The 26,684-nt window shown below is 54.7% G+C and carries 26 protein-coding genes and 1 pseudogene; 17 read left to right on the top strand and 10 right to left on the bottom strand.

What is annotated here, in order from left to right:
* The first annotated feature begins 76 nt into the window (after nt 1-76).
* Complete coding sequence (metH, locus tag Mal15_RS08800) at nt 77-3,583, top strand: methionine synthase (RefSeq protein ID WP_147867420.1); 3,507 nt, start codon at nt 77-79, stop codon at nt 3,581-3,583.
* On the opposite strand, the gene Mal15_RS08795 is transcribed toward metH, so the two are convergent.
* Nucleotides 3,516-4,673, bottom strand: coding sequence for an ISAs1 family transposase (locus tag Mal15_RS08795; protein WP_147867419.1), 1,158 nt, complete (start codon nt 4,671-4,673; stop codon nt 3,516-3,518). The two genes, metH and Mal15_RS08795, sit on opposite strands and share 68 nt — an antisense overlap.
* A gap of 111 nt (nt 4,674-4,784) precedes the next feature.
* On the opposite strand from Mal15_RS08795, the pseudogene Mal15_RS08790 reads away from it, so the two are divergent.
* Nucleotides 4,785-5,045 (top strand): annotated as a pseudogene (locus Mal15_RS08790) (vitamin B12 dependent-methionine synthase activation domain-containing protein); the annotation flags it as partial.
* Between the two features lie 144 nt (nt 5,046-5,189).
* Nucleotides 5,190-5,459: a DUF2024 family protein gene (locus Mal15_RS08785; RefSeq protein ID WP_147867417.1), complete on the top strand. Its 270-nt coding sequence runs from the start codon at nt 5,190-5,192 to the stop codon at nt 5,457-5,459.
* A 227-nt stretch (nt 5,460-5,686) separates the two neighbouring features.
* Here Mal15_RS08785 and Mal15_RS08780 read toward each other — a convergent pair whose 3' ends face one another.
* Both Mal15_RS08780 and Mal15_RS08775 read right to left on the bottom strand, forming a co-directional pair.
* Nucleotides 5,687-5,899, bottom strand: coding sequence for a DUF3565 domain-containing protein (locus Mal15_RS08780; RefSeq protein WP_147867416.1), 213 nt, complete (start codon nt 5,897-5,899; stop codon nt 5,687-5,689).
* Between the two features lie 197 nt (nt 5,900-6,096).
* Complete coding sequence (locus Mal15_RS08775; protein WP_147867415.1) at nt 6,097-6,528, bottom strand: Rrf2 family transcriptional regulator; 432 nt, start codon at nt 6,526-6,528, stop codon at nt 6,097-6,099.
* Between the two features lie 135 nt (nt 6,529-6,663).
* On the opposite strand from Mal15_RS08775, the gene hmpA reads away from it, so the two are divergent.
* From hmpA to Mal15_RS08730, 8 genes are all read left to right on the top strand, one after another.
* Complete coding sequence (gene hmpA / locus Mal15_RS08770) at nt 6,664-7,899, top strand: NO-inducible flavohemoprotein (protein ID WP_147867414.1); 1,236 nt, start codon at nt 6,664-6,666, stop codon at nt 7,897-7,899.
* 129 nt (nt 7,900-8,028) lie between these two features.
* Nucleotides 8,029-10,392, top strand: a complete 2,364-nt coding sequence (locus Mal15_RS08765) for a nitric-oxide reductase large subunit (RefSeq protein ID WP_147867413.1) — start codon at nt 8,029-8,031, stop codon at nt 10,390-10,392.
* 30 nt (nt 10,393-10,422) lie between these two features.
* Nucleotides 10,423-11,127: an iron-sulfur cluster repair di-iron protein gene (gene ric, locus Mal15_RS08760; RefSeq protein ID WP_147867412.1), complete on the top strand. Its 705-nt coding sequence runs from the start codon at nt 10,423-10,425 to the stop codon at nt 11,125-11,127.
* Between the two features lie 529 nt (nt 11,128-11,656).
* Nucleotides 11,657-11,944: a GYD domain-containing protein gene (locus Mal15_RS08750; protein WP_147867410.1), complete on the top strand. Its 288-nt coding sequence runs from the start codon at nt 11,657-11,659 to the stop codon at nt 11,942-11,944.
* Between the two features lie 4 nt (nt 11,945-11,948).
* Nucleotides 11,949-12,281, top strand: coding sequence for a cupin domain-containing protein (locus Mal15_RS08745; RefSeq protein WP_147867409.1), 333 nt, complete (start codon nt 11,949-11,951; stop codon nt 12,279-12,281).
* On the top strand, nt 12,211-13,803 hold the full coding sequence (locus Mal15_RS34995; protein ID WP_147867408.1) for an outer membrane protein assembly factor BamB family protein: 1,593 nt from the start codon (nt 12,211-12,213) through the stop codon (nt 13,801-13,803). The genes Mal15_RS08745 and Mal15_RS34995 overlap by 71 nt, the downstream gene beginning before the upstream one ends.
* 30 nt (nt 13,804-13,833) lie before the next feature.
* The gene (locus Mal15_RS08735; protein WP_233903351.1) at nt 13,834-15,111 is read left to right on the top strand and encodes a cytochrome P450; all 1,278 of its coding nucleotides are present in this window, start codon (nt 13,834-13,836) and stop codon (nt 15,109-15,111) included.
* Between the two features lie 150 nt (nt 15,112-15,261).
* Nucleotides 15,262-16,290 (top strand): tellurite resistance/C4-dicarboxylate transporter family protein, encoded by a 1,029-nt coding sequence (locus Mal15_RS08730; protein WP_199773824.1) that lies wholly within the window; start codon nt 15,262-15,264, stop codon nt 16,288-16,290.
* A gap of 59 nt (nt 16,291-16,349) precedes the next feature.
* Here Mal15_RS08730 and Mal15_RS08725 read toward each other — a convergent pair whose 3' ends face one another.
* The gene (locus Mal15_RS08725; RefSeq protein WP_147867406.1) at nt 16,350-16,691 is read right to left on the bottom strand and encodes a cupin domain-containing protein; all 342 of its coding nucleotides are present in this window, start codon (nt 16,689-16,691) and stop codon (nt 16,350-16,352) included.
* Nucleotides 16,692-17,017: 326 nt separating this feature from the next.
* Here Mal15_RS08725 and Mal15_RS08720 point away from each other — a divergent pair, with 326 nt between their 5' ends.
* Nucleotides 17,018-17,467, top strand: coding sequence for a hypothetical protein (locus Mal15_RS08720; RefSeq protein WP_147867405.1), 450 nt, complete (start codon nt 17,018-17,020; stop codon nt 17,465-17,467).
* Nucleotides 17,468-17,475: 8 nt separating this feature from the next.
* Nucleotides 17,476-18,126, top strand: a complete 651-nt coding sequence (locus Mal15_RS35085) for a uracil-DNA glycosylase family protein (protein WP_147867404.1) — start codon at nt 17,476-17,478, stop codon at nt 18,124-18,126.
* Nucleotides 18,127-18,278: 152 nt separating this feature from the next.
* Here Mal15_RS35085 and Mal15_RS34570 read toward each other — a convergent pair whose 3' ends face one another.
* Nucleotides 18,279-19,061: a DUF488 family protein, N3 subclade gene (locus tag Mal15_RS34570; RefSeq protein WP_261344617.1), complete on the bottom strand. Its 783-nt coding sequence runs from the start codon at nt 19,059-19,061 to the stop codon at nt 18,279-18,281.
* A 159-nt stretch (nt 19,062-19,220) separates the two neighbouring features.
* Here Mal15_RS34570 and Mal15_RS34565 point away from each other — a divergent pair, with 159 nt between their 5' ends.
* The 4 genes from Mal15_RS34565 (at nt 19,221) to Mal15_RS08690 (ending at nt 22,793) form a co-directional block, all read left to right on the top strand.
* Nucleotides 19,221-19,409, top strand: coding sequence for a hypothetical protein (locus Mal15_RS34565; protein ID WP_233903349.1), 189 nt, complete (start codon nt 19,221-19,223; stop codon nt 19,407-19,409).
* A 9-nt stretch (nt 19,410-19,418) separates the two neighbouring features.
* Nucleotides 19,419-19,754, top strand: coding sequence for a 2Fe-2S iron-sulfur cluster-binding protein (locus Mal15_RS34555; protein WP_261344634.1), 336 nt, complete (start codon nt 19,419-19,421; stop codon nt 19,752-19,754).
* A gap of 574 nt (nt 19,755-20,328) precedes the next feature.
* Nucleotides 20,329-21,912, top strand: coding sequence for an alkaline phosphatase (locus tag Mal15_RS08695; protein WP_147867403.1), 1,584 nt, complete (start codon nt 20,329-20,331; stop codon nt 21,910-21,912).
* A gap of 125 nt (nt 21,913-22,037) precedes the next feature.
* On the top strand, nt 22,038-22,793 hold the full coding sequence (locus Mal15_RS08690; RefSeq protein ID WP_147867402.1) for a phosphatase PAP2 family protein: 756 nt from the start codon (nt 22,038-22,040) through the stop codon (nt 22,791-22,793).
* A gap of 39 nt (nt 22,794-22,832) precedes the next feature.
* Here Mal15_RS08690 and Mal15_RS34550 read toward each other — a convergent pair whose 3' ends face one another.
* The 5 genes from Mal15_RS34550 to Mal15_RS08670 all read right to left on the bottom strand — a co-directional run bounded on the left by Mal15_RS34550 (nt 22,833) and on the right by Mal15_RS08670 (nt 26,549).
* Nucleotides 22,833-23,084, bottom strand: coding sequence for a hypothetical protein (locus tag Mal15_RS34550; RefSeq protein WP_233903348.1), 252 nt, complete (start codon nt 23,082-23,084; stop codon nt 22,833-22,835).
* Between the two features lie 308 nt (nt 23,085-23,392).
* Nucleotides 23,393-23,659, bottom strand: coding sequence for a hypothetical protein (locus tag Mal15_RS34545; RefSeq protein ID WP_233903533.1), 267 nt, complete (start codon nt 23,657-23,659; stop codon nt 23,393-23,395).
* A 758-nt stretch (nt 23,660-24,417) separates the two neighbouring features.
* Nucleotides 24,418-24,741 (bottom strand): hypothetical protein, encoded by a 324-nt coding sequence (locus Mal15_RS08680; RefSeq protein ID WP_147867401.1) that lies wholly within the window; start codon nt 24,739-24,741, stop codon nt 24,418-24,420.
* A gap of 18 nt (nt 24,742-24,759) precedes the next feature.
* On the bottom strand, nt 24,760-25,245 hold the full coding sequence (locus Mal15_RS08675) for a universal stress protein (protein ID WP_147867400.1): 486 nt from the start codon (nt 25,243-25,245) through the stop codon (nt 24,760-24,762).
* A 137-nt stretch (nt 25,246-25,382) separates the two neighbouring features.
* Entirely contained in the window at nt 25,383-26,549 is a 1,167-nt protein-coding gene (locus tag Mal15_RS08670) for a universal stress protein (protein WP_147867399.1), read from the bottom strand.
* Nucleotides 26,550-26,684: the final 135 nt, after the last annotated feature.

Here is a 26,684-nt window from a genome sequence, read left to right as displayed (position 1 = left end):
CGGTGCCTTACCGTCCCTAGCCCGAATTGCGTTTCGTTCCACCCAAGTGAAGGACAATAGATTGACAGCCGAGCCGATGACCAGCCTCCTTGAGCATCTCATCCGCGAGAAGATTCTGTTGCTCGACGGCGCGATGGGCACCATGATTCAGCGGCTTGGTTTGTCGGAAGCCGATGTACGGGGTGAGCGATTTGCGCAGCATCATCGGGACCTCAAAAACTTCTCAGACATTCTCTGCCTGACGCAACCGGATGCGATCACCAGGATTCATCGTGCCTACCTGGAAGCGGGGAGCGACATTGTTGAAACGAATACCTTTGGTGCGTCGCCCATCGGGATGGTCGAGTTTGACCTGCCGCTTGAACTGGTCGATGAGATCAACCGGGCGGCAGTCCAGTGCGCCAGGAAGGCAGTGGAGGAGTGGAACGAGCGGACGCCGGACAAGCCGCGTTTTGTCGCCGGTTCGATCGGGCCGACGACGAAACAACTCGCAATCAGTACCGAGGACGATCCGGCGCATCGGGGCGCAAGCTTTCCCCAGCTGGTCGACAGCTACCGGGCTCAGGTGGAATCGTTGGTCGCTGCGGGGGTTGACATCCTTCTGCCTGAAACTGCCATCGATACACTGAACCTGAAAGCCTGCCTGTTCGCGATTGCTGAGTATTTCCGCGCCGGTGGACGCCGCGTTGCGGTGATGGCGAGCGGAACCTTCGGCGACGGTGGGCGTACGTTTGTCAGCGCGCAGAGCGTCGAAGCCTTCTGGACGGCGATCAATCACTTTCCGCTACTTTCCGTCGGGATGAATTGCGCGTTGGGGCCTGATGTCATGCGTTCGCACCTTGAGGAGCTCTCGAAAGTTGCGGAGATCCCGATTTCCTGCCATCCGAATGCGGGATTGCCCAATGAAATGGGTGAATTTGACCTCAGCCCGAGAGCAATGGCGGAGAAAGTGGGCGAGTATGCGGACAAAGGCTGGGTGAATGTTTTGGGCGGATGTTGCGGCACGACTCCGGACCACATCCGAGCCATCGCCAATCGTGTGAAGCAGTGCAGACCCAAACAAGATGCGCCCCGCACGGTCTACACCCGACTCTCAGGCCAACTTCCGATGGTGATGCGACCGGAGATTCCCTTCACGATGGTCGGAGAACGCACCAACGTCATGGGCAGCAAGCGGTTTGCTCGATTGATTCGTAAAGAACAGTACGAACAAGCAGTTGAAATCGCTCGCGAACAGGTGGAAAACGGCGCGACAATCATCGATGTCAACTTCGACGAGGGAATGCTCGATGGTGTCGAGGCGATGACACGATTTCTGAGGTTGATCGCGGGCGATCATGTCGTTGCAGCGGTGCCAGTGATGATCGACAGCAGCAAGTGGGAAGTGCTCGAATCAGGCTTGCAAAACGTACAGGGCAAGGCAATTGTCAACTCCATCTCGTTGAAAGACGGCGAAGACGAGTTTCTTCGCCGCGCCGGATTGGTGCGGCAGTATGGTGCCGCCGTCGTGGTGATGGCGTTCGACGAATCGGGGCAAGCAGCCGACGAAGAGAGCAAGGTGCGGATTTGCAAGCGCGCCTACGACTTACTCATAAAGGAACTGGGTTTCCCGCCGGAAGACATCATTTTCGACCCCAACATCCTGACCATCGCGACAGGAATGGAGGAGCATGACAACTACGCCGTTGACTTCATCAATGCGGTGCGTCGGATCAAGCGGGAATGCCCCGGCGCCAAGACCAGTGGTGGCGTTAGCAACATCAGTTTCAGTTTTCGCGGTAATGAACCGGTGCGGGAGGCGATCCATAGTGCCTTCCTATTTCATGCGGTTCGCGCCGGACTGGATATGGGAATCGTCAATGCCGGGCAATTGGAGGTTTACGAAGAGATTCCCAAAGACCTGTTGGAGCGGGTCGAAGATGTGCTGCTGAATCGTCGTCCGGATGCCACCGAACGAATGCTTGAATTTGCCGAAACCGTCAAAGGCGGTGGCAAACAACGATCTGGCGAAGATCTGGCGTGGCGAAAAGAGCCGATTGCCGAGCGGATGAAGCACGCGTTGGTCAGGGGAATCGACAAGTACATCGTCGAGGACACCGAGGAGGCACGCCAACATTTTGATCGCTGCATTGAGGTTATCGAAGGCCCGCTGATGGATGGGATGTCCGTTGTTGGTGACCTGTTCGGCGCCGGAAAAATGTTCCTGCCCCAAGTTGTCAAGTCGGCGCGTGTGATGAAGAAGGCGGTCGCCTACTTAGAGCCTTTCATGGAAGAGGAAAAACGACAGGCAGGTACGCTGCACCAGCAGGCTCGCGGCAAATTCTTGATCGCGACCGTCAAGGGCGATGTCCATGACATCGGAAAAAACATTGTCGGCGTCGTCTTGCAGTGCAACAACTACGAAGTCGTTGACTTGGGGGTGATGGTGTCGTCCGAGAGAATCCTTGAAGAGGCGGTTAGACAGAATGCCGATATGATCGGACTGAGCGGGCTGATTACGCCCTCTCTCGATGAAATGGCTCACGTCGCTCGTGAAATGCGACGCACCGACATGACGATACCCTTGTTGATTGGTGGTGCGACCACCAGTGCAAAGCACACCGCCGTGAAAATCGCACCGGCGTACGACGGACCGGTGGTCCACGTGCTTGATGCCAGCCGAAGCGTCAATGTGGTCGAGCGATTGCTGGGCGACGGTCGCGATGCTTTCATCGCCGAAAACGCGGAGACTCAAATCAAACTTTCCGCCACCTTCCGGGATCGCAAACAGAAACTGGTGCCGTATGCAGAGGCGCTTGAAAAGCGTTTCAAAACCGATTGGGATACGGTCCAAATCAACAAGCCCGCTTTCACCGGCATCCGCGTGCTGAGTCGCATTCCGCTCGACGACATTCATCCTTACATTGATTGGTCCCCCTTCTTCATGACCTGGGAGCTGAAAGGCAAGTATCCGAAGATTTTTGATGATGTGACGGTTGGCACGCAAGCCCAAGAACTTTTCCGTGACGCCAATGAACTACTTGATGAAATCATTGCGGAACGCACGTTGACGGCCAATGCGGTCTATGGTTTCTGGCCGGCAGCGAGTGCCGGGGATGACGTGATCCTGTTCACTGATGAATCCCGAGCGACAGAAAAGACGCGGTTGCATTTCCTACGTCAACAATGGGAACGTAAAGGCCAGCAGGACTTCCGGTCGCTCGCCGACTATGTCGCTCCAGTCGACAACGGGCGTGAAGACTATATTGGGGGGTTCGCGGTGACTGCTGGCATTGGGGCCAGCGAATTGGCGATGAGATACAAGTCGGAGCTGGATGACTACCGGGCGATCATGGTGCAAGCGGTCGCCGATCGACTGGTTGAAGCACTGGCGGAAATGATCCATGAGCGAGCAAGAGTTGATTGGGGGTTTGGCAAACTAGAAGGGCTTTGCAAAGAGGATCTCATCAACGAAAGGTACCGCGGGATCCGGCCGGCCGCAGGTTACCCTGCGTGCCACGACGATCGCACCAAAATTAGGCTGCAAACAGGAGTTTTTCGAGAAATGCGGTGTTCCAGCCTGCGATTTTTCGTTTCCGCCTAAGACTCTTCTTCCGGGTGTCTCGCTTGAGAAGCGTCGTGACAAACCGACGAGTAAAGCTCATGTTCGACGTAGCGTTCTTGGTTCGGAGCCGACTCGAATCCTCATGAAACACGACATCGAGAACCCAGTGCATGCTTTCGATGCCCCAGTGGCGACGAGCGCTATTTGCGAATTCACCTACACGTGCCGGTCGGCTTGAAATGTAGTAGCGAATATCACTTGTTTGTTTGTCGCCACGACTCGTGCAAGTATTCGCTTGGCAAATGCTTTTGGCCCCTTTCCATTGATCGGTCAGGGCACGCAGTGACTCAGGAATCGGGCCAGTCGCGTAAAAGCGTTCTTCGTCACGCCCAGCCTGCTTCCCCTTGGTCGTGGTCGATCGCACGCCATGAGTTGTGAGCCCTTCGTTGTGAGCCATTTCAAAATGTTCAGCGATGGCGGCGCAGAGCTTGGGGTGATTGTCCTTGACGGCGAAAACATAGTCGCCACCTTCGTCGATAATCTTTTCGGCGATCGACTTTTGGCAACCCATAGCGTCGAGCGTCACGATCGCATTGCTGATGTCGATCAATTCGAGTAACTCGGGAATCGCCGTGATTTCGTTGGACTTTGAGTCGACTTCGGTTTGCCCAAGCGCAACGCCGTTTTCGGTTGCCCAGGCGCTGACAATGTGGATCGCATCGGATTTCTCCGCGTCGGTGTAGGAACCTCGTACCGTCTTGCCATCGATCGCAACATGAACGGGATGATCGTCGTCCTTAATCTCGTGATCCCAATTCATTTCGCAGAGATGAGCATGCCACTGAAGAAGTGCCTTCTGAAACTCAGCTGGTTTGATCAGGGACAACACTCGCGTGATGGTATCGTGAGAAGGGATGCCGGCTTCAAAATCTGCGTATTTGGATAGCCAGTCCAGCTTCTCATCGCCGAAGCTTTCGATCTCATCAGGACCGTCCGCGCCAGCGATGACAGCCGAGACAACCAAGAACAGAATCGAGTTAAGTGGATGAGTTGTTCGTCCAGCCACTCGCGGATCTTCAACTTGATCAAAACACTCGTGAAACACGTCGATTTGGGAAGCCATTGCCATCTCCGTAACAGGGCAGTGAGAAACCAGTCCGGCTGAATTTATTGGCGGAGGGGTTCACTGAGGCAAGGCTTCGGCGAATACTGAATCCAGATTTTGGTGCGATCGTCGTGCCCTGCGTGCCCGGACCATACCGAGAAACGAACCTTGTTTGACCTACTCGACGCGGAGAAAAACACGGGCATCGAATTGACCAGCAGCTTCGCGATGACGCCGGGGGCAAGCGTCAGCGGACTCTATTTCGGTCATCCCGAGTCCCGCTATTTCACGGTCGAACGCATGACGCGAGACCAGATCGAAAGCTACGCACGACGCAAGGGAAAGCCCATCGAGGAGGTCGAACGCTGGCTCGCCTCGAACCTTTCTTACCAATAGGTTTAGTGCTTACGGATGAAACCTAGAAAGTCGCTCAAGTCCAGCACCGCGACGACCGGAGACTAAAGATGTAGGAGTGATGCATCTTTCTGCATCCAGTTTGATGATTCGAGTTGACCTGATTCTTCATAAAGAGAGGCTGGTATGGGCATCGATGCTTTTGACACTTACGCGACCGGTCCTGACGGTTCGCTGGTACACGTCGATGTCAGGGTTCCCGAAGGAACAAAAACGGAAGCGGTGACACGGATTATTCGCGAATTCGCCGGCGCGTCAGACCCGGAAATTGAGACCCAGAAGCGCCGCGGAAAGTCACGGGACAAGATGTTCCTCAGTGACCTCGTCGTGAATGAGGCTCGAATGCGAGGTTTCTGTATTGTGCCGTTGCAACCGCCTCGACGTGCGGCGGCATGAACTCCAGCCATGTTTCCCAGCGACGTCATTGCTAGAGGAATGCACAAGCCGCTTGCTGGCGATCGATCATTCGTGGTCGGCTCATGATCAACGAAAAGCATTTCCGCGAGTTGTCGAAAGTGAATGCCGGGCTCCATTGAGCCTAAGCGTAACCCTTTGCAAGCGGGTGGGTTCTCGTCTGCTTGCGTAGGGAGCATCGCCACTGAGAACCTCGCGAATCAGCCGTATTATAAGGGGCGTTCATCCGCCGGAACTCCCTCGTCACACTTCTTGCAATCGAGGTGAAAGCCGAGCATTCCGTTGCGTCCAGCCTGATTGGTTACCCAGTGTCGAACGAGCCATGGCGGATCGTGGCGGACGTGTTGATTGTGGCCGCATGCAAGTTGAGCAACCCAGTGCCCCTCATCGTCCCTGTGATAACCAGTGATAGGTTGTTGCATCGCACGGCATCTCGAATACTCGCTGGGGACACTGAGGGCCAAAGGCCACCTTCATGGTATGGGAAAACTGATTCAAGGCCAGGAGGCGAGCTACTAGCCATTATGCCATTGGCAGGCCGCGAGCGCTCCTAGGGGCATGCGCCCACTGAGGCTTTGGATTTGCCCAGGCTCAGTGCGTCTCCGTTTCTCGCCGCGCGCTACGTTGAATCAACGAGCGGGATGATCGGGCTGGCCGAATCGAGAAGTTGCTTAATCGTCACCGCGGCAAAGGCAGCTTCCGTTTCCGCATAGGCGCGATCCAGTTCCGCATGCAGCGGGCAGAGTGATGTGTGTGACTTGAGCCCCAGCGGACAACTTGCGATTCGACCAAGTGGTGCAACCGCATTAACCACATCGAGGATCGTGATCTTTGCGGCCACTCGAGCAAGCGCGTATCCACCACGCGGACCACATTTCGATTCGATCAGGCCGGTGGCCACCATGTCTTGGAGCACGCGATTGAGATATCGACGGGGAATCTGTGTTCCGGCCGAGATGCCGTCGGCTGATGAGGGCGTTTTGTCGCACGCTTCGCTTGAAGCCAAGAACGTGACCGCTCGCAACGCGTATTCCGCTGTTTTGGAAAGCATGGTTTTCTGATTCTCTACCGGATTCTTGACAAGATCCATCATGCACCTTGACGTGCAGATTTAGAAATATACATTCAGGTACATGTTCTGGTCTCCCCGCCATGCCCCCCCTCTTGACCTGAGTACTACCCCGACATGCTGAGCGAAAAAACGGTCCAAATCGTTAAGGAAATCACGCCCCTGGTCGCCGCCAACGCCGAGACCATCACGCGTCGATTCTACGAACGTATGTTCGAGGCCAACCCCGAGGTGAAGGCATTTTTTAATCAGGCACACCAGCATACCGGTGGGCAACAAAAGGCCTTGGCCGGTGCGATTTGTGCCTACTTTACGCACATTGACAATCCTGCCGTCCTGATGCCAGCGGTCGAGTTGATCGCCCAGAAACATTGCTCACTGGGCATCAAGGCGGAGCATTATCCGATTGTCGGCGAAAACCTGCTCGCGGCCGTCAAGGACGTCATGGGCGATGCCGCGACCGACGAAATCATTGACGCCGTCGCGGAGGCATACGGGTTTCTGGCGGACATCTTCATCGAACGTGAGTCTGGGATCTACAAGGAACAGGAGTCGACTCCCGGCGGGTGGAACGGTACACGCAATTTTTTGGTTTCCCGGAAAGTTCCCGAAAGCGATGTCGTCACTTCGTTCTATTTGAAGCCGGAAGACGAGGGGCCGCTCCCTCCGTTCAAGCCCGGTCAGTACATCACCGTCCACATTGAACACCCCAATACGCCGACCTCTCCGCGCAACTACAGTTTGTCTGATCGCCCCGGCGAGTCGCATTTTCGCATCAGTGTCAAACGGGAAGAACGGCCGATCGCCGATGCACCCGACGGCTTGATCTCGAACCACCTGCATGATGCGATTGCCGAAGGGCACCGAATCAAACTGGGGCCACCCTGTGGTGAATTCACGGTGGATGCAACGAGGGTCGCCAAGCCGATCGTATTACTCGCCGGTGGTATCGGAATCACGCCTCTGCTTTCGATGGCGAAATCCATCGTGCATGCCAATCCCGACGCTCACATTTACTTCTTGCAGGCTGCTCGCAATAGCAAATTGCACGCTTTTGCCGATGAACTCCGCAATTTGGCCGAAGCCGCGCCGAATGTGCACACCCATGTTCTATACGACCAGCCGCTCCCTGGTGACGTGGAAACCAATGCGTGCGATGCCGTCGGGTTGGTGACAACGGAGCTGTTGCGGACCTGGACTCCGTATGAAGAGGCAGATTTCTACTTCTGTGGCCCCAAGCCGTTCATGCAATCGGTGCACGCGAGTTTGCGAGAGCTAGGCGTGGATGAGCATCGCGTACGCTACGAGTTTTTTGGTCCCAAACAAGAGTTTCACGCCACGATCCCAGCTTAGTGTTGCAGATAGGGTCCCGTCTCCGGATGCATTCACTGTAGCGCAAAACGCGGCGCGAACACCGCTACCCGATACCACCATCAAATCAAGCAATTTTTATCTGGCGTCTGCCGAACCTATAGGAATCCGATGAAACGTCTTTGGCTCGCATTTACAGCCGTGATGGTTGTCTCGTTCCTGGTCCTAGGCTGGATTGGAACACGAATCTATCAAGAGATGCCGCCGATCCCTGACAAGTTTGTCACCACGGACGGAGTGACGCTTGTTGAAAGCGGCGAAATTGGCAAGGGCCAAAATGTTTGGCAGTCGTTGGGTGGCATGCAGGTGGGTTCGATCTGGGGGCACGGTAGCTATGTCGCTCCTGACTGGACGGCTGACTGGTTGCATCGTGAAGCCATGTTCATCCTTGACAAATGGGGCGGGGCCGAGTTTGGGCAGCCATTTGATGAATTGGACGAAGAACACCAAGGCCAACTCATCGGGCGATTGTCGAAGATGATGCACACCAACACCTATGATGAGTCGACGGGTGTGGCCACAATCGCCCCGATTCGCGCGGAGGCGTTCGCAGCGAATGTCGAACATTACAAAACTGTGTTCATCGACGGCAACGCCGACTACGCCATCCCGCCGGGAACGATTTCCGATGAGCAGCGGCTTCACAAATTCGCAACGTTCATCTTTTGGACATCTTGGGCCGCTTCCACGACACGGCCCAGTGACATCGCCAGCTATACCAACAACTGGCCACACGAACCGTTGGTCGGCAATCGGCCTACGGGTGACAACATCGTGTGGACCGGTGTCAGCGTGATCATGTTGCTTGCCGGAATCTCCGCAATGGCTTGGTGGTACGCTTCTCGTCGCGAAGAAGAGGAAAAAGCGGAGGGGATCGCGGCTTCCGACCCGCTTTCACGATGGCAGGCCACGCCCTCGCAGAAGGCAACGATCAAGTATTTTTGGGTCGTCGCCGCGTTGATCTTTGCACAGATGAGCCTGGGGATCGTGACGGCCCACTACGGCGTCGAGGGCGAGGGGTTCTACGGGTTTCCATTGGCCGAATACTTACCCTATAGCGTTTCGCGGACTTGGCACGTGCAAATCGGGCTCTTTTGGATCGCGACCGCCTGGCTGGCCGCGGGACTGTTCATTGGACCACTGGTCAGCAATCACGAACCCAAGTTCCAGCGGCTAGGCGTCAACGTTTTGTTCGCTGCCTTGTTGCTAGTTGTCGTGGGTTCATTGACTGGAGAATGGCTCAGCGTCAAGAACTACATGAGCGATTCCGTTTCGTTTTATCTCGGACATCAAGGTTATGAGTATGTGGAGCTCGGCCGACTTTGGCAGATCGCCTTGATGGCAGGACTATTGCTGTGGCTTGTGCTCATGCTACGAGTACTCTGGCCCGCCCTTCGACAGGCCGCTCACGCGGAAGACACCGCAGAAGCCGTGCAAAGTTTCGATGTGGACCGGAGCCGTCCCGAGCTGAAAGCCATCGGAACATCCGGCCAAGGAAACGTCGAGGCGAAATCGCAGCGTCATCTGGTCACGTTGTTGGCGGTTGCCACTGGTGCGATCGCCTTATTCTATGGAGCCGGCCTTACCTGGGGGCAGCACTCTCACCTGACGATGGTCGAGTACTGGCGATGGTGGGTCGTTCATTTGTGGGTGGAAGGATTCTTCGAAGTCTTCGCCACAACCGTCATCGCATTCGTGTTCATGCGTCTGAATCTCGTGCGTCCTGGATTGGCCGCGGCGGCCGCACTGTTGTCGGCAACGATCTTTCTGGCTGGGGGGATCATCGGAACGTGTCATCACCTGTACTTCTCCGGCACTCCGGTGGTGGCGCTTGCATGGGGCTCGGTATTCAGCGCCTTAGAGGTCGTGCCGTTAACGTTGATTGGCTTTGACGCCATGGAGGACCTTCGACGCAGCAAGGCATCGCCGTGGGTTCGGCGATACAAATGGCCGATCTACTTCTTCGTTGCCGTGGCGTTCTGGAACATGATCGGGGCCGGGTTGTTCGGATTCATGATCAATCCCCCCATCGCTCTTTATTACATGCAAGGTCTCAACACAACACCGCTGCACGGGCACGCCGCGTTGTTCGGTGTTTACGGTATGCTTGGCATCGGACTGATGTTGATGTGCTTGCGAGTCCTGATCCCAGCTCGATCATGGAAAGACGGTGCGTTGAAGGTCGGCTTCTGGGGCATGAACATCGGTTTGATGGCGATGTGCGTGCTGAGCCTATTGCCCGTTGGACTGCTGCAAACGAAAGCCTCTGTCGAAACCGGTTATTGGTTTGCCCGCAGCAGTGAGTTTATGCAGACGGATCTGATGCAGACCTTGCGTTGGATGCGTGTCCCAGGCGACACGATCTTTTTCTTGGGAGCCGTCGCACTGGTGTGGTTCGTGTTCGGCTTGTGGACCGGCCATTCGTTTTCAAAGCAAGACGATGGTTTCGACCAACCTCAACTGCGATCGTCTTAATCCATCTAGCTTTGACCCAACGGAACTGAAATGTTAACTCTCGACCCCAATCAAACCGTGGGCGACTTTGTGCGTCAAAGCCCCAGTCTGGCTCGCGTGTTCGAACGTCTCAACATTGATTACTGCTGCGGTGGAAAAGTCACGCTAGCGCGTGCCTGCGAAAAACGCGGTATCGACACGGCCGACGTCTTGCAACAACTCGACAAGTGCAACGCTGATGCCCAAACCGATCGTTTCGTCGATGCCGATGGGATGACGCTGACCGAGTTGGCCGACCACATCGAGTCCACGCATCATGCTTACCTGAAGGAGGAGCTGCCGAGGCTGGACTTGATGACTGAGAAAGTCGCTCGAGTGCACGGGGACAATGAGCCGCGGCTGCAGACGGTTCGTGATGCGTTTGTCGCCTTAAAAGCCGAATTGGAACCACACATGATGAAAGAAGAACGCATACTATTTCCAATTATTCGGCAACTGGAGGCATCGTCCGACCGCCCTGAGTTCCACTGCGGTAGTGTTGCGAACCCGATTCGTCAGATGCAGCATGAACACGACGAAGCCGGCAAGCTATTAGAGACTCTAAGCGAATCCACGGATCAATACTCGCCACCTGAATGGGCATGCAATACTTACCGGGCGATGCTTGATGCGCTGAAACGTCTTGAAGCCGACATGCACCAGCATGTCCACAAGGAGAACAATGTGCTATTCGTCAAAGCGCTGGCGATTGAGTAACACCAATCCTTCACTAGAAAGCTCCATCGAATAATGATGACTACAATGACGCATTCCGGAGGCCGGCCAGACGCGTTGCCCGGCGACAAGCTTGACGCGTCCAAGATGCCAGGCCATTGGCTGCTGGCGCGAATGGGAAAGCGGGTGCTGCGTCCTGGCGGTATCGAAATGACCCGCCGGATGCTTGATTCGCTATCGATATCGTCTTCCGACACCGTTGTGGAACTTGCACCCGGGATGGGGGCGACCGCTCGGCTAACGCTCGCGTTTCGGCCAGCCGCTTATATCGCCGTTGAACGTGTCCCAAATGCTGCGATGCATCTACTGGAACCGTGGCGCGTGATTTCCGACGAGGGAATCTTCGGTGCTGCCCGAATCGCTATGAACGTGATGCGGACTCCCGTCGCCCGGCACCGAATCTTGGCCATGCGAGGTGTCTTCAAACGATACGCTAAACACCTTTGCGCGGTAAGCATGACAGGACACAAGCCACTTTAACCTTTTCATCTTTAGCACGACAGAGACTCCAATGTTGCGATACCACTCCTTGATCAAATTCACGGATACCGGCGCGTCGAACGTTCAAGACTCGATCCAACGGGCGACGGCGTTCGGGAGATCAGTCGAACTGGCGGGCGGCAAGCTAGTCGCCCAGTATTGGGCCCTTGGGGCGTTTGATGGATGTGTCATTTTCGAAGCCCCCGACGACAAGACCGCAACACGCCTGCTCGTTCAACTTGCAAGAGACGGTTTTGTGCGGACGCAAACGATGCAGGTTTTCGACAATAAGGAAGCCGCCGAGCTACTAAATCACTAGAACAATGAATCAAATCAACCAAGCCATTCAATTGACGAACGCGATCGAAATTCAAAACGGGAGCACCGTCAGCAAGACATTGCACCAGGACGGGTTCTTGAAAACGGTTTTATTCGCGTTTGATGCTGGGCAAGAGCTTTCAGAGCACACCGCGGCCGTGCCAGCGATCATGCACTTTCTCGATGGCGAGGCAAATGTGACGGTCGGCGACCAGAAATCCGACGCGGTCGCCGGCAGCTACTACTATATGCAAGCGAACGTCCCTCATGGTATCGCTGCGATCAAGCCGACTCGCATGCTGCTTCATCTGCTTAAAGGAGCAAAGTCCAATGCGTGATTCGCTGCAAACGGACTTAGAGACGCCAAAGACAGTAAACCACTGGAGCAGATTCATCGACCGGATCCACGTCCCTAGGCATCCCTACGCACCGTCGCCTTTGCGTCGAGTTTTTTGCCTCACCTTTCTCGCCATACTTGCCAATTCCGCCGTCGCCGACAACTGGCCGAGTTTCCGCAACGGGGGGACGTCGGTGGTCGAGTCAGAAGCTCCACCAATTCGCTGGTCACCTGACCATGGCATCGCTTGGCAAGTCGCGATTCCCGGCTATGGTCAATCTTCACCGGTTGTTTGGAATGGAACGGTTTATTTGACTTCTAGCGACGGACCATGGCAAACACGCCAATTCGTTCATTCGTACGAATTGGAGTCGGGCAAGCACTGTTGGAGTCGCGAGGTTTCCGGGTCGACAAAGTTCGAGAACTATTTTCGCAATAGCCGGGCTGCGCCGACGTGCGTCGTTGATGAGCATTGCATCGTTTCGTTCTTCGCCACTGGCGATGTGACTGCGATGGACCATCAAGGCGAGGTTCTTTGGACGGTGGCACTATTCGATCGCTTCGGCATGCCAGTCAATGAACGGGGAACCGCCAGCTCTCCGTGCCAAACCGACGATCACGTTATCCTAGTCATCGATCACAGCGGACCATCGTACATCGTGGCGATCAACAAATCCGACGGTTCGATTGCATGGAAAACCGAGCGTGGCCATCGCGTTCCGTCATGGTCTTCTCCAGTCGCCACCACGGTCGCAAATCACGATCTGATCGTTATCAGTTCCGCGGACACGATTGAGGCGTACGACGCGAACAACGGAGCGATGCTTTGGCAACGCTCCGGGTTGGCGGGCAATCACATCCCGTCGGCAACGGTCGTGGACGGATCGGTGTACACGGGATCGACGCAAATGTTTCATTCCAGCGCGAGTGAGGAAGCAATAGCGGGATCGAATTGCAAGATTGACATGGGTGATCTAAGCGAAAGCAATGCGCCTACCGTTGTATGGTCAGCCGAACGCGCAAACTCGTACTATTCCTCGCCACTTGTCTTTGGGGGTTATGTCTATTATGTCAACAAATCAGGTGTGCTCTACTGCGTCGATGCAGAAACGGGGGAACGCTGCTTTGCCAAACGAATCGGAAATCCCTGCTGGGCATCTGCCATTGGGGTCACCGACGATGCTGGAAACCAGTTGATCTATTTCGTCACCAAAAATGGATTCACCGTGGTTTTGAGGCCTGCCCCAGAGTACGACCAGATTGCCCGCAATCAGTTATGGGACGCCGAAGCGATGGTGCAGGCACGGGAGGAAGCGAAAAAATCTCGCGAGTCCAATCGCCTCCCCGCCGAAGAAGCACCCGAAAAAACCGGACCTGAAAAGATGTTGGCTGGCATGCCTGAAAAGGCACTTCACCAGTTGTTTTCCTACGATGACCCAGCCGTGTACGGAGTCGCATTCGCTCAAGATCGATTACTGATTCGGACCGGCCAGCGTCTTTACTGTATCGGAACAAAGCAGTGACCCCTCATTCGCAGCTGCCGTCACCAGACGGTGAAAACATTGCGTCTATTGAGCGAAGCTGTAGTTTTCGAGTTGTTTTTCACGCCCCCCAGAAAGGTCGATGACGTGAAGTCAGATTGGGATCCCGATTCCTCCAAAGTCCAATGCGATCAAGTTGCTGCATACGACGAGATGCGACGTCGTTGTCCGGTGGCTTACAGCGAAGCCCGCGGCTGGTCCCTGTTTCGCCATGCTGATGTCATGCGAGTCCTGCATGATCCCGAGTCCTTTAGCAATCATGTCTCGCAGCATTTGTCGGTCCCCAACGGAATGGATCCACCGGAACACACGGTCTATCGCAAAGTCATCGAGCCCTACTTCAACCCTGAACGTATCAAGTCGTTCGAGCCAACGTGTCGCAGGATTGCCGCTGATCTGATAGGCAATGTCGTTTCAAAGGGAAACGACGTGGAGTTGATCTCGGAAGTGGCCAGCCACTTCGCCGTTCAAATCCAATGTGCCTTTCTCGGCTGGCCGGTGAGTTTGCATGACACACTCATTGATTGGAACGTAAAGCACCATGACGCGACACGAAAGATCGATCGCAAGAGACTTTCCGAATTGGCCCGCACGTTCGAGACGATTGTGGATGGTTTGATCAAGCATCGCATTGCTTCGTCTGCGGGACCGCACGAAGATTTGACCGCTTCGCTACTGCACGAAACCGTTGATGGTCGCCGACTGAGCAATGAAGAAATCACAAGCATCTTGCGCAATTGGACGGTCGGCGAAGTTGGCACGATTTCCGCCGCAATTGGAATTTTGGTTCATCAATTAGCCGACGACCAGAATTTGCAGCAACAAATGCGATGCGAGGCAACACTACTACCGACGGCGATTGACGAAATCCTGCGGGTTCACAACCCTTTGGTCAATAATCGACGGACTACGACCTGCCCCGTCCAAATAGGTGCTCGACAGATTGAAGCGAACGAGCGGCTGTCACTGAATTGGATATCAGCCAATCGTGATGAAACTGTATTTGCTGAACCAACCACCGTGAGATTGGACCGCAATCCGGATAAAAATTTGTTGTATGGTGCAGGGTTACATGTTTGCCCCGGTGCACCTCTCGCACGCATGGAACTTCAAGTGTTCATGGAAAAGCTACTGGAGCTAACGACGGGAATCGATTTTCAACCAGATGTCGCTCCCGTACTTGCAGCCTACCCGGCCAGCGGATATGCATTGCTGCCGATTCACGTTTCCAGTGAGTCACCATCGGATCAAGCTTCCTTGAAGAATACAATTCGGACGGGAGTACGATAGATCGATGTACTCGTTGTGGTTGTTAACGGCCACCATGTGTCTTAGGAGGGATAGCAACAGGGGCGTGGTATCGCCAGCCGCTGCTGCGAATCGTCTCCGTTTGGATTTGCACATCGAGTTGTTGCGGCACCATGTATGACTGGATCATGGATGAAATCACTGCTGAGAGCCAGTTCCACGCTGAATCCTGCCTACTTCGCTCTGGTCATGGCAACCGGTACCGTTTCGACAGCCTGCCATTTGCTGGAATTGCCTGTGATCCCAACTGCTTTGTTCGGTATCAACATCGCCGCGTTTCTATCGCTGGTGATTCTCTCTGCCCTAAGGGCAATCTTTTTCCCGCGTCTGCTAATGGCCGATCTAATTGATCACAAGCGCGGAGTCGGTTTTTTTACGACCGTTGCCGCCTGCTGCGTCGTGGGAATTCAGTTTTTACTGCTTGCCAACGCTCCTGCGGCTTCCGTCACCCTGTGGACCGTCGGAGTCGTCCTTGGGCTCGCACTCACCAATGTGGTTTTCACCAGTTTGACGGTGAAACAGTCCAAGCCTACGTTGGCCGAAGGAATTCACGGCGATTGGTTGGTCTCGGTCGTCGCAACGCAAGCGGTTTCCGTTCTGGGGGGCATGCTGTCGGAACGGCTGGGATCGCACCGCGAGATCGCCCTGTTCTTTTCCGCTTCGATGTGGTTAGCCGGGGGTATGCTTTATATTTGGATCATCTCGCTGATATTTTATCGCTACACTTTTTTTGCGATGAGTGCGTCTGAGATGTCGCCTCCCTATTGGATCAACATGGGAGCCATGGCAATCTCCACTCTGGCGGGTGCAACTTTAGTCTCGAAGGCAGATAGCTCACCCATTTTGCTTCAATTGTTGCCGTTCATCAAAGGCTTGACATTGCTGTTCTGGGCGACGGCAACTTGGTGGATCCCCATGCTGGTGACGCTCGGCATTTGGCGTCATGTCTACAAGCGGGTTGCATTCGCTTACGACCCTCAGTACTGGAGCATCGTCTTCCCGATCGGAATGTACGCCGTATGCACGATTCGTTTGGCGCAGGAATTGGACGCGCCATATTTGTTGTTGATTCCGAACATCTTCGTCTACATTGCGCTCGTAGCGTGGGGACTCACTTTCCTGACGATGCTGCGATCGCTATGGAAACTGCGAGGACATTAAACCGGCGCGGTAGCCAGCAGCATCAAGCTGTAGCGGCATTGATGGTCTGATTTCGTGATTCATTGAAGCTCCTGTGAAAAGATGAAAGTCAGCAGCACGACCGAGTCTTCGACCCCCGAAATTGTGTGGCGAAGACCAGCAGGCACATACGTCCACTGGTCGGCAAGAACGGCATGACGACTTCCGTCGAGCTCCAGATTGATGCAGCCATCGAGACATTGAATCGTGATCGGGCCATCGACCTTGTGGTTGTGGCAGACCTCGTCGCCCTTCGACACGACCATTCGAATCACCTCGAACGATTCGGTCTTAATGAAGGCTCGCGATTGTTTGCCAGCCAACGCATCACCCTGCGTGCGCAGGTTGACGGGCACTCCTGGAGCGGCATGTGGAATCGACATCTTCTCTCTCGGTTTGCAAGGTCAACTTCCGTCCGAAGCGGAGGACGATGTTTTCAGTAACGCCTTGAACCATAAAGGTCTGGAGCACGTTTTATGGCACTGAAATGCAGGTAATGGCCCTGTGACAAAGTGAACGCCGCGTTTGTCACCGGGCATGTTCGCCGACAACTCAAGTTGACGGTGCCATCGCGATTTTTTCACGGACGGCGTCTCCATCACAGTGCGTCAAAACGCCGTCATGCACTGAAGGTCAAACTTGCCTGGTTGGCATTCGCATTGCTCAGCGTGATTTGAATTTGACAATCAACACTCGAGGAGCGATCGTGATGAAAGAACCACGAACGGTTTACGAGGTGCTTCAAATGCTTGAACACTACCACTGCATGCGGAGATCTACCTACGAAGATCTCGCCGGTCAGGCAATCGACCCAATGGCGAAAATCCTGCTTGAGCACCTTGTGGAACTGGAGGATTATTCACTGAATGTCGTTCGCATTGAGTTGGGGCAGTTGGACCAAAAGCATTCAACGTTTCTAACGTCGGGTCCGGTGCTCAGCCGGGAGGTGTCCCATGCAAAAGACTGCCGTTGCGACCATCAACAATCGTTTCAAGAGGCACTGATGTGCGCACTGACATCGGATCGATGGCTTGATGAATTGCTTCAACGTCTTGAGGGGTGCAGCGCCGCTCCGTCCGTCTTGCATTTGGCAGAACGTCTACGTGATTTGGAGGAAACGAAAGGAATCCAAATTGCCAACTTTACGAGAATCGACTAGGAGCGCGAATGTCACTGTGCGCACTGCTAGAGCAGATTGATAGGTGCCGGGAATGTGAATCGCATCTTCCGGCAGGGCCTCGACCGGTTGTCCAAGCGGCCGAGGATGCGAAGATCCTGATCGTCGGACAGGCCCCCGGGCGAAAGGTGCATCAGTCGGGAATCCCCTGGGACGATGCCAGCGGGAAGCGTCTGCGGGCTTGGATGGGAGTTGAATGCGAACAGTTCTACGACGCCAAACTGGTAGGAATCATGCCAATGGGTTTCTGTTATCCGGGGCGCGGACGTTCTGGAGACCTGCCTCCACGGAAAGAATGCGAGAGATTGTGGCACCGTCGATTGCTCGACGAATTACCAAATATCGAGTTGACACTGCTGGTTGGGGCATATGCGCAATCCCGTTACCTAGCCGAGGGGCACAGCAAATCGCTGACGGAAAACGTCGCGAATTGGCGCAAGTACGGTCCTACTGTTTTTCCACTGCCACACCCCAGCCCAAGAAACCATGGTTGGTTGAAAGCCAACCCTTGGTTCGAGGAAGAGCTATTACCGAGTTTACAAGTGACGATTGCAGGCGTCTTGCGGCGGCACAAGCGACACAACAGGGGAAGCAAAATCGCTCAGAGGCCTGCGACTCTTTCGCCCCGAAAGCAAACCTGACGCGTGCGAAAATCAAGGCAGACCGCGCGGCACCTGCCCGCTGTTACGCTGCAACCCAAGCTTCCACTTTGCTGCCTTTCTCCGTGACTTTGCTGTTCAAGCCCCCGCCGTACGGGGCGTTGATGCAATTCAGCCCATCGGTCACAGACCGCTCATGCATCCGCTGGTGGTCCATGATGCTTCAAAAGCCATTCCTTCAACACCACGGCTTGATTGTGCCGCTCGTCTTTTGCACCATAGATCAAAAGAATCGTTCGTTTTCCCGCGTCGTCAATCACGCTTCGAAATCCGCCCTCGATTTCATCAAGCTCTTTGAGGTACCGCTGGCGAAACTCGTCCCATCTGTCGGGATCATGATTGAACCATCTCCTCAGATCGTTGCTGGGCGCAAACTCTTTCGCCCATTCATCAAGGTTTAGCTTTTCTTTTGAGACCCCCCGCGGCCAGAGCCTGTCCACCAACACGCGGTAATGGCGGTTGTCCTGAGGAACTGCGTCGTAGGCTCTCGCAAGTTCAATCTCCGGCAGTTGATTTTTCATAGCTTCACCTTTCCGATCACCGTCCGTCGTGGCGATCACTTGTTTGCCTCCGGTTGAACGGCCGATCGCCCTGCGGCAGGGGCCCGAATCAGGAACGTCGACCCAGACGACTTCGCCATCGATTTTGATTGCGTAGCAAGCGACATCACGAATTCCTGGGCCGCTGAGCAATCGACCACTGGTGACGTCAACCTCGACACGGTGCCAAGGACAGGATACCACACAACCATCTAGCCTGCCTTCACTCAAAGGAGCTCCCTGGTGCGGGCATGCATCATCGATGGCGTAAACCGTTCCATCGACGTTGAAAAGTGCAACGATCGTGTTTCCGACCAATACCATCTTCGATTGGCCCGGCGGCAGTTCGTCGTTCGACATAACGCGAGTCCATGTCATGATGATCCGCTCCTCACTGGATTTGGGAACTCGCCGGAGTTAGGGGCTGGCCCATACGAATTAATAGTGGACAACGTAACGGGATACCCCTAAAGTCCAGATGCGAATGCACATTTTCTGCGTTGCTGCTATCTGGCAGCGTAGCTGACGAGGATTGCAGTGCAAGTTGACACTTTTCGAGTACGTGTCGAGAGACGCGACCAACCGTCAGGGCCGTCGTACTGGCAGTCCTTTGAGTTGGCCTATCGCCCGGGGATGAATGTGACCAGCGTCCTTCAACTGATTTGCGCAAATCCGATCACGATCGACGATCAAAAACTACCGCCGATCGGGTACGAATCCGGCTGACCGGACGAGATATGTGGGTCCTGCAACATGCTCATTTACGGTTGTGTACGCCAAGCCTGTTCTTTGCTGGTTGACCGTCTGCTCGATGAGGAACGGAGTGCTATCGAACTTCGCCCAATGAGTAAGTTTCCTGTCATTCGCCACCTGTTCGTCGATCGGCACCGACTGCTTCGCGCCCTGGAGAAACGGGAGTGTTGGATCCCCGTTGACGGATACGCTGACATGGGACCTGGGCCGCGTCAAAGCGCCGCACAGCAAGAGAAGAACTATCCGCTGAGCCAATGCATGAGTCGCGGCTGTTGCCTGGAGGCGTGCGCTCAGTATCAGTTGGTAACTGTCACGTAGCGCAAGGAGGAAACGCCCCGCTGTGACGGTCACTCCGCGCAACCGCAGACCAGTTGCGGACGTTGCCAATACGTGTCTGATTGCCTGTTGCAATACGCGAAATTGAGCCACGCCTTGGTGGCAAATTCACGACTCGCCTCAGCAGCATTTGCTCAGCACTGCTTGGGACTTCATCCGGCCCCTGAATTGCTTGGTAGAGACTCTGAGGCATCTTGTGATGATGATTCAGCCTCGATTTCGCGCGGTTCTGTGTTTAAACCGTGATTGGATCAGGTGCAGTAACACAGCCGAGGCGTCAACGGGCGTTGCCACCGGAAACTGCAGTTGTCAACGGCATCATGTGTCTTTTCGACGACCGTTGGTTCGATGCGTAGGCTTGCATCCGCCACCGCTATGTTAGACTTGCCGCTGATGTACTTGCGACTTCCGAAAACGAGCACGATCTGATCAAATCGCCATCTCATCGTTCACGATCCATGCCCCCCTTCCTTACCCACCCCAAGGCAATTTGCGTCATATGCATCTACCATCCCCCCTGTTTCGAGCGTTTGTTTGTTTCCTGGTATTCGCTGCAATGCACGGTCGCACTGTGGCGGTAAATGCCACCGATCCGATCGCGAAGATGCAATCGGATGCCGTGCGGCAGCGGCGAGCGGACTGGGGTAATTGGGGCCCCGATCCGGAGACCTACTCGAGTTGGAAAACACACAGCAATCGCCTGATTCCGGTATACACATTCGGAATCGATCTCGACTCGGTTCGTGGGGAACGAAGCCTGTACCGCGATTCCGGAAAAATTGAAGCGCTCTATGGTTTTTCACCGGAAAACACGTTCAATCCTGATGCGACGTATTTTGACCAGACGGACGTCTACCGACTTCAAAAGATGGCCGTCGATTCAGGCAAAAAGCGTGTGATCTTATTTGTGTTTGACGGAATGGATTGGGACACGACTCGGGTTGCAGCGATCGCCAATTCCGGACAAATCTATGACAAGGGACGTGGCAGTGGTCTAGCATTCTTGGATTATCGCGGCACAACGACAGATTTCGGTTATTGTGTCACCAGCCCACGGTGCGACGGCACAGACGTCGATGTCAATCTTCAAACGGTCGCAAATCCCGAGGGCAAAGTACGCGGCGGCTACGACGCATCACTCGGAGGTGAAACGCCTTGGTCTCTCATCATCGACCCCGCGTATCCAATCGGAAGGAGCGAAAAAACCAAACATGCCTATGCCGAATCCTCAGCGACTGCGACGTCATTGACATGTGGAATTAAGACTTACAACGATGCGATGAACGTCGACTTCGTTGGACGCGAAGTGCTTCCGATCGCCAGGACACTGCAAGATCAAAGCTTTGCCGTTGGCGTTGTGACGAGCGTGCCGATCAGCCACGCAACACCAGGCTGCGCTTATGCCAACAACGTGCATCGAAACGACTACCAAGATTTGACCCGTGACCTGATCGGGCGGCCATCAATTTATCACCCTGGTGGATTGCCGGGCGTTGATGTTTTGATCGGCGCCGGATGGGGAATTGACAAAGAAAAGGATTCCGCCCAAGGCAAGAACTACGTCCCAGGTAACAAGTACATCGCAGCAGACGACCTTTCCGCGATCGACGTTAAAAACGGTGGCAAGTACGTGATCGCTCAACGAACCAATGGAATTGAGGGGGCGGAGGTGCTCGATCAAGCCGTCCACCAGGCAAAAGACAGCGGCAGCCGATTGTTCGGTTTTTTTGGGGCCGAAGGTGGCCACTTGCCATTTCAAACCGCGGACGGAAACTATGATCCGGTCGTCAGCTTCGGCACCCCTGATCCCGCGAAGGCCGAGGTGTATAGTGAAGCGGACCTCCGCGAGAACGTCAAATTAGAAGACATGGCGATCGCAGCACTCGACGTTCTTCAGTCGCGTTCCGACCGCTGGTGGCTGATGGTTGAAAGCGGCGACGTTGATTGGGCAAATCATTCCAACAACATTGACAACTCGATTGGCGCGGTGCTCAGCGGCGACGATGCGTTTGCCGCTATCGTATCCTGGATTGAAGAGCACGGTGGATGGGACGACACCGTGCTGATTCTAACGGCCGACCACGGACACTATTTCAATCTTGATCGCCCCGAAGCTTTCCTGCCAACATCACGACAGTAGACCGATTTGACTTCGCCAGCGGCGTTCATCCAGTTGGGCGAGGACAGGCAGATGGCAGTTTTGACATGCGGAAAGTGCTTGTCAATCCTATCGCAGCCGAAATCACTTGAGCGGAGAGAGAGCATTTGATTGTAAGCCGACTTGCAAAACTTTACCGCTGGATCATTAGCCATGAATTGACCACCGTGCTGCTGCTGACTGTGGTGGGGCTGGGTGTCTGGGGCTTTGTCTCAATTGCCGAGAGAGTCGTCGAAGGCGATAGTCGCCTACTCGACGAAAAACTCTTGTTGAGCATGCGCGCTCCTGGCGACCCGACAGATCCGATCGGACCAAGCTGGTTCGAGGAAGGCGGGCGAGACGTAACGGCGCTCGGAAGCGTTGCTGCGTTGACGATTTTCACATCTGCGATGTCGGGCTATCTCTATTTCAAAAAGCAGCCCTGGGTCGCCTTGTTTATTGTCGCGGCGATTCTCAGTGGAACGGCGGTAAGTACGTTGATGAAGTTGGGATTCGATCGGCCGAGACCGGAATTGGTGCCTCATGAAACGCGAATCTACACAAAGAGTTTTCCGAGTGGCCATGCTGCAATGTCGTCGCTGGTGTTTCTGACGCTCGGCGCGGTCATGGCGCGAACCGAACGAGACCGCCGGACGAAAGTATTCCTGATCGTCGTTCCCATTGCGTTGTCGTTGTTGGTCGGCATCAGCCGCGTCTACATGGGCGTTCATTGGCCGACAGACGTCGCCGCTGGCTGGTTATTCGGCATGACATGGGCCGCGGCATCATGGCTTGTCTTTCGCTACTTACAGCGACGATGTCGCGGGCGTGTCCAACCAACGAATTTGACGGCGGAACTGCAATCGCAATCCAATGCGATATAACGAAAAACTGGGGCTTGATCGTTCTCGCTGCAAGAGCAATCAAATGTCTTGGTTCGACGTAGAAAAGAATTCGTAGTCCAGCAAGCGGACCATCGGCGTCACCAATGGCAGGAACAGCAAGGTGTTGCAAACGTAATACACCGTGTTCGTCGCTGCGATCGCCGCGACCGTGTTGGGGAAGGTTTCGACGTCGTCGACCATGGCCACTTGATTGACATCGACGCTGATGATCGAGTGAATCAATCGGATGTACCAGTGGAAAATGAGTGTGATCCCAAACACACTACTCAAATTGAGATCGACGAAAAAGTACGCCGCTCGGCGCACATTGGTCGTGGTACCAAGCGAAGCAAGAAAAGCCGTAATGGTTGTTCCGACGTTCTCTCCCAGAATCAACGCCGCCGCAGTGGGCTAGCTGATAATGCCTTGGGTTGTCAGCGAAACTGTGATTTCGAGCGTAGCCGACGAGAACTACACAAGCGTCGTCAGCAAGCAGTCGACGAGTGCGCAAATCAGGACACCGAAATAGCTGACCACCGCATATCGAGCAAACCTGTCTTCAAATAACGGCATTCCCGTGATCATTGCGCAAGCGCCCTTCATGATTTCCAAGCCAAAGAACACCATCCCCACACCGACCAGCACGAGCCCCCAATAGCGCCAGCGATCTCGTTGACGGTCGTGATCGAGCTGGACTGAACGATGAAGGTGACAATCGTCCCCACGACTGTCACAAAAATGCGGTTGTTGATCACGCTGTTAATTAGGCGGCGGAGACGATTTCCCGCTACCGCTTGCATGCCATCGGACAGGTGCTTCATGCCGAATAAAAACTTTCCGGGCCCCCTAGCCAAATCAAAGACCATCTTGGTCAACGTGGGAAAATCCGTAAGGTCTTTCCGAGTTGTGGCGTGGAGAGTTTGTTAAGATTCAATCATGTTGCACGCACCCCAGTGGGTTCTAGAGCCGATAGTGCGTTCGCAAATGGTCAGCGTCAATTTTGAAGCACCGACGAGCGAGTTCTCGGATTTGGATGAAAACACAATCCTAGAGCGTCACCTTTCCCTATAAACTATGATCGCCGGAAGCAACGTCGTCTACAGAAAACCGAAATCCAGTTCCGCACCTGGACCGCGAGCGAAACAGATTAGCCCAAGTATAAGGGGCGACAGCCACCTCTATGTCGTCGAGAAATGCTGGTCTGTCAACGTGGTCCACGCCGATTGCACGGTAACGCTGGTCGCTCGAAAAGGCAAGCAAGACCAGGTTCCGGCGGACGACCCGAATCTGCGTCAAGCCACTTGGCTAGAACGCTTGTTGTACCGCAGAAGATTTCCAAACCTAGAGATCGAATCGGCTGGATAGTCGTGACCTACAGTCCAGAATCAATGCAGCATCAATGATTATTGACGAGTTGCAAGATTCTCTGCGCGATGGCATCGATATCGCCTCGAAATCGAAACCCCGACGTCAACGACGCCGTCGCTGATCATAGCGGTAATCAACGTGTCGCTAGCAGCGATCGGTGGCTGCCGGCTCACTTCGCGATAGGCCTCGATTCGCGGAAAAGTCGTCATTGAGTCGCATTCGATTAACACGAGATCACAGTTCGATAACATCGGCATTATGGGGCGTATCGATCTGCGGTGCTCGGGCTTTCAATGTCAGCGGACGGAATAACTGCTGCAATCTTGCTCGTGATGCGATCATAAGCCCCATACCAAGACTTGCCGCTCTTGCTGTCTCCAGGGACCAACACATTTCGACCACGAATTACCATCTCAAACGGTGCCTGGCCTTCGATATCCTCGGCGATTAACTTGCGATGAACGATGGTTTCGATCGACAATCGAAGATCAGTGGGAATTCGTTCGATGTAGCGACCGACGGCGGCCAGTTCGCCGTCTCGGGCAACCGTTCCGTCATAGTCGGTGGCGATGACTCGCAATCACATAGGAAACGATTCCTAAAGAGGCTGTGCATGCGGCATCCGAAGTTCGATGGCAGGGTCTGGTAGGGGAGATTCATTGCGAGCGCGGGTGGGGACGGTCAACACGGGGCATCGGGCGTGACGAACAACGTGTTCTGCGACACTGCCCATCAGCAGGTTGATCAGACCGGTGCGTCCATGCGTTCCCATTACGATCTGATCGCACTGCGCCTCTTGTGCAATCCAACAGATGGTCTCGCCGGGTGATCCGGCGTAGACTAGGCGAGAAACATCAAGATTCCTGTGTCGCGGTCGAACGGCTCGCAATTGCCGGATTGTCTCTCGATCCACGTCGTTGATAGGCCCTACCGTTGCCAAGCCCTGTTGAACGTGCAGCACGATCAACCTGGCCCCAGTCGAAGCCGCGAGACGCTCGGCATGTCCGAACGCAGCGTTTGCGACGGGCGAAAAATCTGTCGGAAAAAGGATGCGCTGAATGGGTTTGGAGGTCACCGTCGACATCTGATACTCCGTTTGGTTTTAGCGTTTGAAACCGCAACGGTCTTGCAGGTTCGATTCATCAATGGAATTTCGGATCTCATTGCGGAGGCAAACCGCGTGCCAATCGGAACACCGCCGTCCAAACCATCACGTCTGCTTCATACGATGGACTCCCATTCGCTGAACTGGCCCCCGTAAATCGGCATGGCCATACGATCGGGTTTGATGACTAGCACAGAACAGTTGATTACGCTCAACACACGTTCGACCGTACTGCCGAGAAGCATTTCCGAAAGCCAACTCCGTGCAAACGATCCCATCACAATCAAGTCAACATTGTTTTCAGATGCGAATGCCGGAATCATCGTCGCCGGCTCCCCTTTCCGGATGAAGGAATTTTGATCGCCGGCGTTTCGTCCATGCATCTGCAAGAAATCATGGAACATCTTCTCGCTGCGTTCCCGCACACGTGCCGACAAATCACGGAAGTCGCCATCCCTTGTTCGCACCAGCAGGAACTCTTCACCATAGATCGACCATGCGTGAAAGATCGAAAGCTTGGATTGGTGCCATTGGCTCAGCCGCGTCGCCGCAGCCACAACTCGATCATTCAAAACGGCATCGACAAGTTCATCGCTGGACGTGTCGACACATGCCATCACGTGCGCATAGTTTGCCGACGCGTTTGGCGCAATCAGCAAAACCGGGCAGGGGCACTCTCGTAAAAGCCGCATGGCGGTCGTTCCGACACCACCTCTACGTCGACTGTCTCTTCCTTTTGCAGTCCGCACAACGAGGTCATGGCCGCCACTTGCGACAAGACTTGTGACCTGGGTGGACGTCGTGCCGCTCAGCACATCAATCTCAACATCGATGCCGCGCTCGCGAAGTGATTCCGCCAGGGCCGATAGTCGTTCGCGTTTTTCTTTGATGATCGTTTCGCGAATCTCCTGATGACCGGCAAGCATCAGACGAACAACCCGTGGGAATTCCGCAACGACATCGACCAATTTGATGGACGCTCCACACTGTTGAGAGATCAAGGCCGCCTTGTCAACGATGTTGCGGACATCCATTCGGGTGTCAACCGACACCAAGATGCGGTTGAATTCGAACATCAAATTGGTCCTTTCAGATTCAACGAGAGAGGAAACGGAAGAGCCATTAACCAGAACGAAGAAAGTTGCAAGCGAACAGCCAGTCCTGTCCAACACGCCGCCTGTCACCCCAACCTCATTGCGCGGCGGACTGGTGACGGCAGTGAACCGCCGTTTGATCAGGTTCGGAATCCTGAATGTGTTCCGATTCTGGACCGCAGACGACACGAGATCGCCAGTCTGATGCGACGTGATCCGGAACGGTCGGGAGGCATGGAACCGCGACGACGTAGGTCAAGCCATGATTCGTTTGGACAGTGATCTCAATGACAGGTAACCCGTTGCACACGATGTTCTCTACTG

This window comes from Stieleria maiorica, assembly GCF_008035925.1.
Taxonomy (GTDB): domain Bacteria; phylum Planctomycetota; class Planctomycetia; order Pirellulales; family Pirellulaceae; genus Stieleria; species Stieleria maiorica.
This window is presented reverse-complemented; position numbering and strand designations above follow the sequence as displayed.

What these genes read in the sequence shown, in the direction of transcription:
- metH (WP_147867420.1), top strand. Translation starts at nt 77, where the DNA reads ATGACCAGCCTCCTTGAGCATCTCATCCGCGAGAAGATTCTGTTGCTC.
- Mal15_RS08795 (WP_147867419.1), bottom strand. Translation starts at nt 4,673, where the DNA reads ATGGCAATGGCTTCCCAAATCGACGTGTTTCACGAGTGTTTTGATCAA.
- Mal15_RS08785 (WP_147867417.1), top strand. Translation starts at nt 5,190, where the DNA reads ATGGGCATCGATGCTTTTGACACTTACGCGACCGGTCCTGACGGTTCG.
- Mal15_RS08780 (WP_147867416.1), bottom strand. Translation starts at nt 5,899, where the DNA reads ATGCAACAACCTATCACTGGTTATCACAGGGACGATGAGGGGCACTGG.
- Mal15_RS08775 (WP_147867415.1), bottom strand. Translation starts at nt 6,528, where the DNA reads ATGCTTTCCAAAACAGCGGAATACGCGTTGCGAGCGGTCACGTTCTTG.
- hmpA (WP_147867414.1), top strand. Translation starts at nt 6,664, where the DNA reads ATGCTGAGCGAAAAAACGGTCCAAATCGTTAAGGAAATCACGCCCCTG.
- Mal15_RS08765 (WP_147867413.1), top strand. Translation starts at nt 8,029, where the DNA reads ATGAAACGTCTTTGGCTCGCATTTACAGCCGTGATGGTTGTCTCGTTC.
- ric (WP_147867412.1), top strand. Translation starts at nt 10,423, where the DNA reads ATGTTAACTCTCGACCCCAATCAAACCGTGGGCGACTTTGTGCGTCAA.
- Mal15_RS08750 (WP_147867410.1), top strand. Translation starts at nt 11,657, where the DNA reads ATGTTGCGATACCACTCCTTGATCAAATTCACGGATACCGGCGCGTCG.
- Mal15_RS08745 (WP_147867409.1), top strand. Translation starts at nt 11,949, where the DNA reads ATGAATCAAATCAACCAAGCCATTCAATTGACGAACGCGATCGAAATT.
- Mal15_RS34995 (WP_147867408.1), top strand. Translation starts at nt 12,211, where the DNA reads ATGGTATCGCTGCGATCAAGCCGACTCGCATGCTGCTTCATCTGCTTA.
- Mal15_RS08730 (WP_199773824.1), top strand. Translation starts at nt 15,262, where the DNA reads ATGAAATCACTGCTGAGAGCCAGTTCCACGCTGAATCCTGCCTACTTC.
- Mal15_RS08725 (WP_147867406.1), bottom strand. Translation starts at nt 16,691, where the DNA reads ATGTCGATTCCACATGCCGCTCCAGGAGTGCCCGTCAACCTGCGCACG.
- Mal15_RS08720 (WP_147867405.1), top strand. Translation starts at nt 17,018, where the DNA reads ATGAAAGAACCACGAACGGTTTACGAGGTGCTTCAAATGCTTGAACAC.
- Mal15_RS35085 (WP_147867404.1), top strand. Translation starts at nt 17,476, where the DNA reads ATGTCACTGTGCGCACTGCTAGAGCAGATTGATAGGTGCCGGGAATGT.
- Mal15_RS34570 (WP_261344617.1), bottom strand. Translation starts at nt 19,061, where the DNA reads ATGACATGGACTCGCGTTATGTCGAACGACGAACTGCCGCCGGGCCAA.
- Mal15_RS08695 (WP_147867403.1), top strand. Translation starts at nt 20,329, where the DNA reads ATGCACGGTCGCACTGTGGCGGTAAATGCCACCGATCCGATCGCGAAG.
- Mal15_RS34545 (WP_233903533.1), bottom strand. Translation starts at nt 23,659, where the DNA reads ATGGTCTTTGATTTGGCTAGGGGGCCCGGAAAGTTTTTATTCGGCATG.
- Mal15_RS08675 (WP_147867400.1), bottom strand. Translation starts at nt 25,245, where the DNA reads ATGTCGACGGTGACCTCCAAACCCATTCAGCGCATCCTTTTTCCGACA.